The sequence below is a fragment of the Neisseria sp. S1 genome, assembly GCF_048060015.1.
GTDB classification, from domain to species: domain Bacteria; phylum Pseudomonadota; class Gammaproteobacteria; order Burkholderiales; family Neisseriaceae; genus Neisseria; species Neisseria arctica.
This window is the reverse complement of sequence record NZ_JBLUPI010000002.1, coordinates 105,980-117,690: the sequence shown is the minus strand read 5'-3', so window position 1 is coordinate 117,690 and position 11,711 is coordinate 105,980. Positions and strand designations below refer to the sequence as shown.

At 47.4% G+C, this 11,711-nt stretch carries 10 protein-coding genes; 1 reads left to right on the top strand and 9 read right to left on the bottom strand.

What is annotated here, in order from left to right:
- Positions 1-73 precede the first annotated feature (73 nt).
- The 4 genes from rdgB to dapA form a co-directional block, all read right to left on the bottom strand.
- Complete coding sequence (gene rdgB / locus ACEPPX_RS02180) at positions 74-688, bottom strand: RdgB/HAM1 family non-canonical purine NTP pyrophosphatase (protein ID WP_416622772.1); 615 nt, start codon at positions 686-688, stop codon at positions 74-76.
- Positions 678-920 carry an NGO_0222 family membrane protein gene (locus ACEPPX_RS02175; protein WP_047760397.1) on the bottom strand — a complete coding sequence of 81 codons (243 nt, stop codon included), beginning with the start codon at positions 918-920 and terminating at the stop codon, positions 678-680. The genes rdgB and ACEPPX_RS02175 overlap by 11 nt, the downstream gene beginning before the upstream one ends.
- 100 nt (positions 921-1,020) lie before the next feature.
- Entirely contained in the window at positions 1,021-2,157 is a 1,137-nt protein-coding gene (gene bamC, locus ACEPPX_RS02170) for an outer membrane protein assembly factor BamC (RefSeq protein WP_416622771.1), read from the bottom strand.
- Positions 2,158-2,173: 16 nt separating this feature from the next.
- A complete protein-coding gene (gene dapA, locus ACEPPX_RS02165; RefSeq protein ID WP_416622770.1) occupies positions 2,174-3,049 on the bottom strand; it encodes a 4-hydroxy-tetrahydrodipicolinate synthase in 876 nt (291 codons plus the stop codon).
- 253 nt (positions 3,050-3,302) lie between these two features.
- Here dapA and ACEPPX_RS02160 point away from each other — a divergent pair, with 253 nt between their 5' ends.
- A complete protein-coding gene (locus ACEPPX_RS02160) occupies positions 3,303-4,685 on the top strand; it encodes a nucleobase:cation symporter-2 family protein (RefSeq protein ID WP_416622769.1) in 1,383 nt (460 codons plus the stop codon).
- Between the two features lie 81 nt (positions 4,686-4,766).
- Here ACEPPX_RS02160 and ACEPPX_RS02155 read toward each other — a convergent pair whose 3' ends face one another.
- From ACEPPX_RS02155 to ppk2, 5 genes are all read right to left on the bottom strand, one after another.
- Positions 4,767-5,960, bottom strand: a complete 1,194-nt coding sequence (locus tag ACEPPX_RS02155; RefSeq protein ID WP_416622768.1) for an aromatic amino acid transaminase — start codon at positions 5,958-5,960, stop codon at positions 4,767-4,769.
- A gap of 242 nt (positions 5,961-6,202) precedes the next feature.
- Positions 6,203-7,774, bottom strand: coding sequence for a bifunctional peptide-methionine (S)-S-oxide reductase MsrA/peptide-methionine (R)-S-oxide reductase MsrB (gene msrAB / locus ACEPPX_RS02150; protein WP_416622767.1), 1,572 nt, complete (start codon positions 7,772-7,774; stop codon positions 6,203-6,205).
- Positions 7,775-8,113: 339 nt separating this feature from the next.
- On the bottom strand, positions 8,114-8,320 hold the full coding sequence (locus tag ACEPPX_RS02145) for a YbdD/YjiX family protein (protein ID WP_416622766.1): 207 nt from the start codon (positions 8,318-8,320) through the stop codon (positions 8,114-8,116).
- Complete coding sequence (locus ACEPPX_RS02140; protein ID WP_416622765.1) at positions 8,310-10,382, bottom strand: carbon starvation CstA family protein; 2,073 nt, start codon at positions 10,380-10,382, stop codon at positions 8,310-8,312. The genes ACEPPX_RS02145 and ACEPPX_RS02140 overlap by 11 nt, the downstream gene beginning before the upstream one ends.
- Positions 10,383-10,769: 387 nt before the next feature.
- Entirely contained in the window at positions 10,770-11,699 is a 930-nt protein-coding gene (ppk2, locus tag ACEPPX_RS02135; protein WP_047760389.1) for a polyphosphate kinase 2, read from the bottom strand.
- Between the last annotated feature and the right edge of the window lie 12 nt (positions 11,700-11,711).

Below are 11,711 nucleotides of genomic sequence, written 5' to 3'. Positions count from 1 at the left end.
CCATATTTTCTGAGCCCGGTTTCATAAACAAACGGGCGAGATAATATCGGGGGTAAGGCGGGATAATGGTTATTCAGACGGCCTTGGCAGAAGGGTAGAGCAGGTCGATTTTCTTTTTTAATTCTTGTAATGCCAGGCCGCGGTGGCTGATTTGGTTTTTAAGTTCGGGCGTAAGTTCGGCAGCCGTACAGCCTTGCTCCGGTAAATAAAAATGCGGGTCGTAACCGAAGCCGTTTTCACCTTTCGCTTCTGTTTGCCAAGTGCCGCGCCAAATACCTTCGGCAATAATGGGTTGGGGATCGTGTTCGTGTCGAACCAATACTAAAACACAAACGTAATAGCAGCTTTGATCCTCTTTACCGGCAAGTTCCGTGCTAAGTTTGAGATTATTGGCCGCATCGGATTTAGGATTATCTCCGGCAAAACGTGCTGAGTAGACACCGGGGGCGCCGTTTAGGGCATTAGCGCAAATACCGCTGTCGTCTGCCAGGGCTGGCAGGCCGCTGTGGCGGCTGGCATGGCGGGCTTTGGCTAATGCATTTTCTATGAATGTTCCGTATGGTTCGGGACATTCGGGGACGTTGAATTCGGATTGCGGAAGAATATCAATCGATCGCCCGGCAAACCAGCGGGAGAATTCCTTTAATTTTCCAGAGTTACTACTTGCCAATACAATTTTATTCAGCATTTTTATACTCCTGCGCACGTTGTGCTGCGATAGCTTGCAGCATGGCTTTTTGGCGGATATAAAGAGCCAAACAGGCAATTTGTCCGAATACGGCGCCGAATGCAAATAAAAAGCTGGCTACGGCAAATTGCTTGCTTTCGATGGAAAGCAGATAGCTGCCCAGTAGCATCAATGCCATGAAGAGGCCGGTAAAGAAGGCGATACCGATTAAATAGGTTTTACGTGCTTTCATATTTAGAAAAAGTATCTGAATAAAAGGGTATTTATTTATGTCTGCTAATGAGGAAAGGCCGTCTGAAAAATTGTTTTCAGACGGCCTTGTCGATTTTTACTTAGCGCAATTCGGTATACAGGCGGCTGATCCAAGTACCTGCATCATTGCCTTGATAAACGCTACCGTCCTTATTGAGTAGGCTTAAGCGGGTGCCGCCGTCAACAGGTTCGGCGTAAACGATCAGTTCGGGAGCTGCCGCTTTAGGTTCGGTAGTTTTACCCTTACCTAACAGGCGTTTGAACAAGCCGGGTTTTTTATTAGCTACAGCGTCGCTTTCCTGAGGTGCGGCTTGTACCAAGTAAGCGTGTCTTGAAAGATTTTGGCCGACAACGGTCAGGCCGATACGGTCAAGAGCCAGTGCGGTGCGTCGCCAATTGCGCTCTTGCGAACCGGAAAGCAATACAGTATTGCCTTCCAGCTTGGCCAGTTCGGCGGCGCCGTTGCGCTTGGCAGAGGCGTCGGCTTTACCCAATTCTTTCTCAACCTGCTGGGCATCTGCACCTAAATATTGCATGAAGCGGGCTAGGAAAGCTGCTTCAAGATTCGGATCGTTGGGGCGGGGCTGCCATATGGTAGTGTCTTTATTTTTGTCACCGTAAACTTCTTGCATGCCTCTGTGGCTGAAGAAGATATCGGTTGTACCATTGCGACCTTGCTCCATGCGGATGATGAATTTATCGCGCTCGCTGGTAGAGTAGATACCGCCGAGGCCGACTTTTTCAAATAGGCTGCGTAGTCGGTCTTGTGGAATTTTGGCACGGTTTTGGGCCCATTCTGTTTCCATCTGACCGATAGCAGGCTCTTCAGAGCGGATATCGAAGCCGTTTTCTTGCCAAAATACTTTCAGCAAAGGCCAAATTTCGGCAGGTGATTTACCGTCTACCACTAACCAACGTTGGCTGCCGTCCCGTTCCAAATGAACGCCTTTTACATCTTGCAATACGGTTTGGCTTCCGGCTGTTTGCTGGGTATTCGTACGATTTAGGTCACTTGCACGAACGGCACCGGAACCGGCAGGCAGTTGGTAAATATTGCCTTGGTTGGGATTAGTCAGATCGGGTGGAACTTCTAGATTAACGATTTTGCGGTTTTGGGTTTGGTAATCTAAAGCAGGCAGTTTGTCTTTGCTGCCGGCACAACCCGCCATACTTAATACGGCGGCTGCGATAACAACAGGTTTCAGAGCAGTTTTCATAGGTGCTTCCTGTAAGTTAAATCAATTTGGCTGCAACAAGCGCGTCACGAACTTTGGTTTGGCCTTCTGCCGAAAGCTCAATAATCGGCAGGCGGACATGTGCATCGCATTTTCCCAATTGTGACACCGCCCATTTAGGGGCAGCAGGGCTGGGTTCGCAAAACATAACGTCGTAAACGGGAATGAGCTGTCCGTTGAGTTTGCGCGCAGTCTCAATATTGCCTGCTAACGATTCCCGGCACATGTCGGCAAAGAGTTTGGGGGCAACGTTGGCCGCTACGGTAATGACACCATGGCCGCCGCAGAACATGAAAGCCATGCCGGTAGGATCGTCACCCGAATAAACGGCAAATCCTTCCGGTACACGGTTGATGAGGTCGATTTCACGGCCAATGTCGCCGCTGGCTTCTTTAACGCCGACAATATTGGGAATTTCGGCCAAACGCAAAATGGTTTCGTTCGTCATGTTGACAACGGTACGTCCCGGAACATTATAAATAATCATCGGGATAGAGGTAGCTTCGGCAACAGCTTTGAAATGGCGGTAAATTCCCTCTTGGGAAGGTTTGTTGTAATAGGGGACGACAGATAAAGTGTAGTCCGCCCCCAAGCGCTCCGCAGCTTGTGAAAGCTCAATCGCTTCGCGGGTATTGTTGGCGCCGGTGCCGGCAATAACGGGTATACGCTTATTAACGTGTTTTACGGTGGCTTCGATAACCGCCAGATGTTCGTCTACAGCCAAAGTGGCGCTTTCGCCGGTAGTGCCCACGGCAACGATACCATCAGTGCCGCTTTCAATGTGCCAGTCGATTAAAGACTTGAGTTGCTCGAAATTCACGCTGCCGTCTTGATTCATCGGCGTGATCAGGGCGACCAGACTACCTTTTAACATGGTTAAACCTTTATTTCTCAACGTCGGTAAATAGGGCGATTGTAGCTTACTTTGCCGATTGTGTGAAATATTGCCTTCAGACGGCCTGCAAAGGTTTGCAAAGGTCGTATACAGATAGGGTGAAAGGCGTTTCGTAAGCAACAGTAGGCTGTATTGTTGCTCATGAAGTGATTGAATAAAAACTGATAATTATATACAATGCCGCGCTTACAATTTTTAGCATTTCTTAAAATTAAATGGGAAGGAAGATGTAATGGCAATGCCCCCGAAAATGGCCGAAAGCCCCGATTTGGTTTACCGTTTGGAAGACAAACCTCCGTTTATGAATGCGCTTTTAAGTGCCATCACCCATTTATTGGCTATTTTCGTACCGATGATTACGCCGGCTTTAATTGTGGGCGGAGCTTTACAGCTTCCGGTGGAGATGACCGCTTATTTGGTATCGATGTCGATGGTAGCTTCGGGTATCGGTACTTATCTTCAGGTAAACCGCTTCGGCCCGGTTGGTTCGGGAATGTTGTCAATTCAATCTGTTAACTTTTCTTTTGTTACCGTGATGATTGCACTTGGCGTGGGGATGAAAGAGGGCGGTTTGGATGAGAACGCCATGATTTCTACACTCTTGGGCGTATCTTTTGTCGGGGCGTTTCTGGTTTGCTTTTCGGCTTGGCTGCTGCCTTATTTAAAAAAGGTCATCACGCCAACGGTTAGCGGCGTAGTAGTGATGCTGATCGGCTTAAGCTTGGTGCATGTGGGTATTACTGATTTTGGCGGAGGTTTCGGCGCTAAGAGTGACGGTACATTCGGTTCGCTGGAAAATTTGGGCTTGGCTTCGCTGGTATTGTTGATCGTTTTGTTGTTCAACTGTATGAAGAATCCGCTTTTGCGCATGAGCGGTATTGCTGTGGGTTTGATTGTCGGCTATATCGTGGCTTTGTTTATGGGTAAGGTGGATTTTTCACCTTTACAAGATCTCCCTCTGATTACCGTACCGGTACCATTTAAGTATGGTTTCGCTTTCGATTGGCATGCATTTATCGTGGCAGGGGCGATTTATTTGTTGAGTGTGTTTGAGGCGGTGGGTGATTTGACCGCAACGGCGATGGTTTCTGACCAACCTATCGAAGGTGAGGAATATACTGCCCGTTTGAAAGGTGGCGTAATGGCGGATGGTTTGGTGTCAGTGATTGCGACTGCGCTGGGTTCGCTGCCGTTGACTACATTCGCCCAGAATAATGGTGTTATCCAAATGACCGGTGTGGCTTCTCGTCATGTGGGTAAATATATTGCTGTAATTTTGATATTGTTAGGTCTCTTTCCCGTAATTGGCCGGGCGTTTACGACTATTCCCAGCCCGGTTCTCGGTGGCGCAATGGTTTTGATGTTTGGTCTGATCGCGATTGCCGGCGTGCGTATTTTGGTCAGCAACGGTATCCGCCGCCGTGAAGCAGTGATTGCGGCAACATCAGTTGGATTGGGTTTGGGCGTAGCTTTTGAGCCTGAGGTATTTAAAAATCTGCCGGTATTGTTCCAAAATTCGATTTCTGCCGGCGGTATTATGGCAGTGATTTTGAATTTGGTTTTGCCTGAGGATAAGAGTGGCGGTACGGTTTATGTAAGCGGTGATTTGGAATAATGCAAATATTGCTTATACAGCCATAGCCTAAAAAGGCCGTCTGAAAAATTTTCAGACGGCCTTTTAAAATATGTTAAAGGTTTATTTCAATACTGCAGCAAATGCATTGGCAACATAATCAATATTGTTGTCGTTTAATCCGGCAACGCACATACGGCCGGAGGCAACCAGATAGACGGCAAATTCGTCTTGTAGGCGCTGTACTTGTGCCGGGTTGAGGCCGGTATAGCTGAACATACCGCGTTGGGTTATAAAATAGCTGAAATCTTTTTCAGGGATTTTAGCACTTAATACTTCATACAGTTTGCGGCGCATTAGGCGGATACGGTCGCGCATGGCATAAACTTCTTTTTCCCAGAGGGAAAACAGCTCCCCGTCATTCATGACACGCGCGGTAATGTAGCCGCCGTGCGCCGGTGGGCTGGAATAAACGCGGCGCACCCCCAGTTTGAGTTGGCCGAACACAAGTTTGGCTTCTTCTTCGCTCGGGCAGACGACAGACAAGCCGCCGACACGTTCGCCGTATAAAGAAAGGTTCTTGGAAAAAGAATTGCTGACAAACAGCGGTAATCCCATGGCGACGGCTTTACGGATGGCATAGGCGTCGTCTTCTAAGTTTTCGCCAAATCCTTGATAGGCGATATCCATAAAAGGAATTAGTTTGCGGTTTTGTATAACTTCTAAAACTTTATCCCATTGATCGCTGCTGAGGTCGACACCGGTCGGGTTGTGACAACACGGATGCAGAATCAATACGCTGTTTTCCGGCAGGCTCTCAAAAAAAGCCAACATTTCTTCAAATAGCACATTGCCGCTTACCGGATCATAATAAGGGTAAATACCGACTTCAAAGCCTGCACCTTCAAAGATACTTTTATGGTTGTCCCACGTCGGATTACTTACATATGCGCGGGTAGTAGGAAACCAGCGGTGTAAAAAATCGGCACCGATTTTAAGTGCGCCCGAGCCGCCAAGGGTCTGGATAGTGGCAATTCGGTTTTCGGATAGGGCACTACAATTGTTGCCGAATAATAGTTTTTGTACGGCTAAGCGGTATTCTGCAAGGCCTTCCATAGGAAGGTAGGGACGGGGACGTGCAGTGGCGGCACGCTCTTCTTCTGCGTGGCGGACAGAGTCCAAAACCGGCAAATTACCGTTTTCATCAAAATAAATACCAATGCCGAGATTTACTTTTTCGGCCCGCGGATCCTGATTATAAGTTTCAACCAAGCCGAGTATAGGATCGCCCGGATAGAAGTCGATGTGTTTGAACATGAGTAGTTTATCCTTGTCGTTATAGGGGTTTTTTAAAAGTATGTTCATTTTACATGGATTATTTTAAGGCGGGATGGTTTATCCGTAACCAAGTAATAAGATAGGAAACCGCATAAAAGTGTGAAGGCGGTTTGATTCCAGAAGCCATTGTTTGATGGTTCGTATTTCCAATTAAAGGTGGGGTTAAAACCTTTCTCAATAGTAATTCGGCTGCCCTTAAATTTTGTAGGGCAGCCGTTTATTTATTTTACGGATTTCTTCCACTCACCGTAGCCTTGGGCATCCATTTGATCATAAGGAATAAATTTCAAACTTGCCCCGTTAATGCAATAACGTAATCCGCCTTTTTCTATCGGGCCATCCGGGAATACATGACCCAGATGGGAATCGGCAGCGCGGCTGCGTACTTCGATACGGTGCATGTTGTAAGAGAAATCGTCTTTTTTGACGATGGATTGATCTTTTATCGGGCGGGTGAAGCTGGGCCAGCCGCATCCCGATTTATATTTATCCCGAGAGCTGAATAAAGGTTCGCCGCTAACGATATCTACATAAATGCCGTCGGCAAATAGGTTGTCGTATTCATGGCTGAATGCAAGTTCGGTACCGTTGCCGCGTACGACATTGAATTGTTCGCGGGTTAGTACTTTGCGCAACTCTTCATCGCTGGGACGTTGGTAGTTTTTGTCATCAAAAGCTTTTGGGGCAGAGGATGTTTGCACAGATTTGTTCTCCAGCGGCTCATCTGCCTTGGTGATATCAATATGGCAATAGCCGTTTGGATTTTTTGCCAGATAATCCTGATGATATTCCTCGGCCTCGTAAAAGTTTTTCAGAGGTTGGTTTTCAACTACGATTTTACTTTTGTATTTTTTTTGCTCTTGTTCGAGTGCGGCTTGGATAATAGATTTTTCTTTAGGATTAGTGTAATAAATACCCGTTCGGTATTGAATGCCGCGATCATTGCCTTGTTGGTTGAGACTGGTGGGATCCACGACACGAAAGTAATAGCGCAAAATATCGTTCAGACTCAAACGGCTTGCATCATAGGTTACTTTAACGGTTTCCGCATGGCCGGTTTGCCGGTGGACGACATCTTCATAGCTGGGGTTTGGGGTGTTGCCGTTTGCGTAGCCTGAAACGGCATCGATCACACCGGGAATGCGCTGGAAATAAGCCTCAACTCCCCAAAAGCATCCGCCGGCCAGGTAGATGGTTTGTGCATTTTGAGCGTTGACATTACCGTCTTTATTTTGTTGGTAAAATTTCTTTTCTACTTTGGAGGGCGGGTCTTGAGGATTTTTCGCAAGAGAGAGTATGGCGTTTTCATCCAAGCTTCCTTTGATAATTTGTAAGACTTTGCCTTTTTCGTCTAAAACAGCCCAAGACGGGTAAACTCCGATGCCCCACTGTCGGGCAAGCGTACCGTTTTCATCAATCAGAACAGGCAGATCGGGATAGTTCAAACCTTGAAACCATTCGATGAAAGAGGCTTTATCTTTTTCATGTAAGAAACCCGGTGAGGCAACGGTAACAATATTGGCGTTTTCTAATTTGTTGTCCCGTATTAATGCTTGGGTGGTGGAGAGTTCGGCTAAACATAGCGGACACCAGCTTGCCCAAAATTTGATGAGAGTTGGTTTTTTTTCTTGTATGGGTGTTTTTTGCGGCGATGGCTGTATGTTGTCTAATTCCATCAGATAATGGTTGATGTTTTTAGGGGAGGCTATTTGTGTAGAATCCGTAGGCGTACAGGCTGCTAAGGCAACGGCTGAACCGACAATGATTGCCCATAGTGTTCGTGAAGTTTTCATGTGAAGTCCAGTACTGTGTATTTTTAAACTAAAAATGCATTCCAGACATTAAGCGTATCGGGAAGCGAACAACTGATGATAAGAATTATTGTTTTGTTATAGTGTAACACCTTAACTGCTTCTGCAATAGCATTTAATTATTTTGTAAAAATATAACAAATGTTTACTTTTTTATGGCAGGGCTATTGCTTTGGCTGTGGGAAAGTTAGGATATTCGTCGTTTTTATTTTTCGTACATGGAACAGAAATTTTAATTGTTCAACATTAATTAGGGCTGTAAATGAAAGCAAAAGGCCGTCTGAAACATTTCAGACGGCCTTTGGATTTTACAGTAAAAATTTAACAACAGCGTCCGCCGCTGGCGCCGCAGCGGCGTTTGCGGCAATAATCTTGAAATTGCAGTTCCGTCATCACCGGTGCGTTGGGATTATGTTGGCGTTGGCGGGCAACGTAGTTTTCATAATCGGGCACGCCTACCATCAGGTTGGCCGTCAGGCGGGCGGTTTTCCACACGCGTTTGATGCGATTCAGGATTTTACGGCTCATTGGCTTTCACCTCGTTACGGTATACAGCGGGTACTTCTTTCGCAGTCGACCACGCCACTTTACGGGCTTTCAATGCAACACGCAAGCCGTAGAAGGCAACGATGATGACTACCGATAAAAAGAGTACGGTTAAGCCCGAGTTCACATAATCGTTAAAGGCGATCTTATGCATTTGTGCGAGGTCTTTGGCGGGAGCCAATACTTCGCCGCGAGCAGCCGCTTCTTTAAATTTGGCAGCATGTGCCAAGAAGCCGATTTTCGGATTGCTGTGGAACAGTTTTTGCAGGCTGGCGTAACAAGTAACGAACAACAGTAGCAGTGCGGGAGTGAGAGGAACCCATACATAGTGTTCGCGTTTCATTTTCACCAAAACCACACTCACCATAATCAATGCCACACCGGCAAGCATTTGGTTACCGATACCGAAGAGGGGCCATAAAGAGTTGATGCCGCCAAGCGGATCGGTTACACCTGTGTATAGGAAATAACCCCATAAGGCCACAGCCAAGAACGTGGCAACTAAGTTGGCAGGTAGTGATTCGGTGTTGCCGAAAGATTTGACGAAAATACTGCCAAGGTCTTGAATCATAAAGCGGGCAACACGGGTACCGGCATCCACGGCGGTAAGAATGAACAAGGCTTCAAAAAGCAGGGCAAAGTGATACCAGAAGGCCATCATACCTTCGCCGGGAATCAGCTGGCTCATGATGTGTGCCATACCTACGGCCAAGGTAGGAGCGCCGCCCGCGCGTGAAAGAATCGTGCTTTCGCCTACTTCTTTTGCAGTGTGCAGTAGGGTGGAAGCCTCAACAGGGAAGCCGAGTTGGTTGGTAATCACTTGTGCTGCTTGTACTGCATCGGTGCTGATCAGCGCAGTAGGGCTGTTCATTGCGAAATAAATACCCGGATCCAATACGGATGCAGCAGCCAAAGCCATAATTGCTACGAAGCTTTCCATCAGCATACCGCCATAGCCGATCATGCGGACATGGGTTTCGTTTTCCAGCATTTTCGGGGTAGTGCCCGAAGAGATTAGGGAATGGAAGCCCGATACGGCGCCGCAGGCGATGGTAATGAATAGGAAGGGGAACAAATCGCCGGAGAATACCGGGCCGGTACCGTCAACAAATTTAGTGACCGCAGGCATTTCCAGTACCGGGCTAACAATCAAAATACCAACGGCCAAAGCAACGATGGTACCGATTTTCAGGAAGGTAGAAAGATAATCACGCGGAGTGAGCAACAGCCAAACGGGCAAAACGGCGGCAATAAAACCGTAAATCATAATGGCCCAAGTCAGCTGTACGCCGGTGAGGTCGAAATAGTGCGCATAAGAGCTTTGAGCCACATTTTCGCCGTATACGATTGCCAGCATCAGCAGGATAAAACCGACAATGGAGATTTCGCCGATTTTGCCGGGGCGGATATAGCGGGTATAAATACCCATAAACAGGGCAATCGGCATAGTGGCGGCAATGGTGAAGGTTCCCCATGGGCTGTGTGCCAGTGCTTTCACTACGATGAGTGCCAATACGGCCATAATGATGACCATGATCATCATGATGCCGACTGACGCAATGATACCGGCGGTGGTTCCCAATTCTTGTTTGACGATATCGCCCAGTGATTTACCATCGCGGCGCATCGAAACGAATAACACCATCATATCTTGCACGGCACCGGCAAAAACCACGCCAAAGATAATCCATAAGGTACCTGGCAGATAACCCATTTGTGCGGCCAGTACCGGGCCTACCAAAGGGCCTGCACCCGCAATGGCGGCGAAGTGGTGGCCGAATAAAACGCCTTTATGTGTCGGAACATAGTCTAAGCCGTCGTTATGACGCTCTGCCGGAGTCAAGCGGTTCGCATCAAGTTCGAGAACTTGTTTGGCAATAAAGAGGCTGTAAAAGCGGTATGCGATACAGTAAACGGAGATGGCGGCAACTACCATCCATACCGCACTGACCTGCTCACCGCGACTCATGGCAAGCGTAGTAAAAGCGGCCAGGCCGACTAATACCACGATGCCCCAAATCAGAAACGACTTCAGATGTTTCATGGCAAATCCTTCAGGAGAGGGGTTAGGTTGAGTATATTTAGAAAAGAATCAGCAGTTTGAATCGTTGTAATCGGTTCTGTCCAAGCCGGAACGGCATCACTGTGGAAGCTTGCCGAGCGGATGGAGAGCCGTCCGCAATAAAAAGGAAGGCGCACGGCAGCATGCTTGCGGATACACCGTCGTTTTTATTGCGAACAGGTGGATTAAAGCAGCAAAATTGATTGTCTGCTTTATCCGACCGAACATACCCGATAAGATTAACATATCCGTAAAAGTGTTAGATTGTTTTAAATAAAGAAAGTTGCGGTAAGTCAAATGATAAAAAAACCTTCTCAAATTGAATATTTCAGAAGGCTTTTATGGATATGTTGGCAAAATATTGCTAAATTAATCGGCAATTACATCGAAGTCGCTGTCTTTAAATACGGTGTTCGGCATTTGTACGATTAAAGGATCGACTGCACCGATGGCTTGTTCGTCTTTACCCGGGTAGTCCAGTGCATGTAAGAAAGCACGGATACAGTTCAAACGGGCACGTTTCTTATCGTCCGATTTGATAACCATCCACGGTGCATCGCCGGTATGGGTGTGGAAGAACATAGCGTTTTTAGCTTCGGTATAGTCGTCCCAGCGGTCAAGCGATTGGATATCTACCGGAGAGAGCTTCCAGTGCTTTAGGGGATCGTCGCGGCGTGAGATAAAGCGGCGCAGTTGTTCTTCGCGGCTTACGGAGAACCAGAATTTAAACAAATGAATACCGCTGCTTACCAACATACGTTCGAATTCGGGAGTTTGACGCATAAACAGCAGGTATTCGTGGGGCTGGCAGAAGCCCATTACGCGTTCTACGCCTGCGCGGTTGTACCATGAACGGTCAAAAAACACCATTTCGCCGGCGGTCGGCAAATTTTGGATATAGCGTTGGAAATACCATTGGCCTTTTTCGGTTTCTGTCGGTTTTTCCAAAGCCACTACACGGGCGCCACGAGGGTTGAGATGCTCCATAAAGCGTTTGATGGTACCGCCTTTACCGGCAGCATCGCGACCTTCGAAAATGCTGACGATACGCTGCCCCGAATCTTTCACCCAACTTTGTACTTTCAAAAGCTCGATTTGTAGTTTTTTCTTTTCTTTCTCATACACGCGGCGGCTCATGCGGGTGCGGTAGGGGTAGCTTTCGGGCAGAGGGGCGGCATTTGAGTCTTCATTGCTGACACGGCCTTTATGCTCCAGAACAGCTTCTTCGAAAACCGCCAATTTGTCTTTTTTATCGCCCAAATCCACTGCTTCAAATGGTTTTAGTTGATGGTCGGTCATACTTTAACTCCT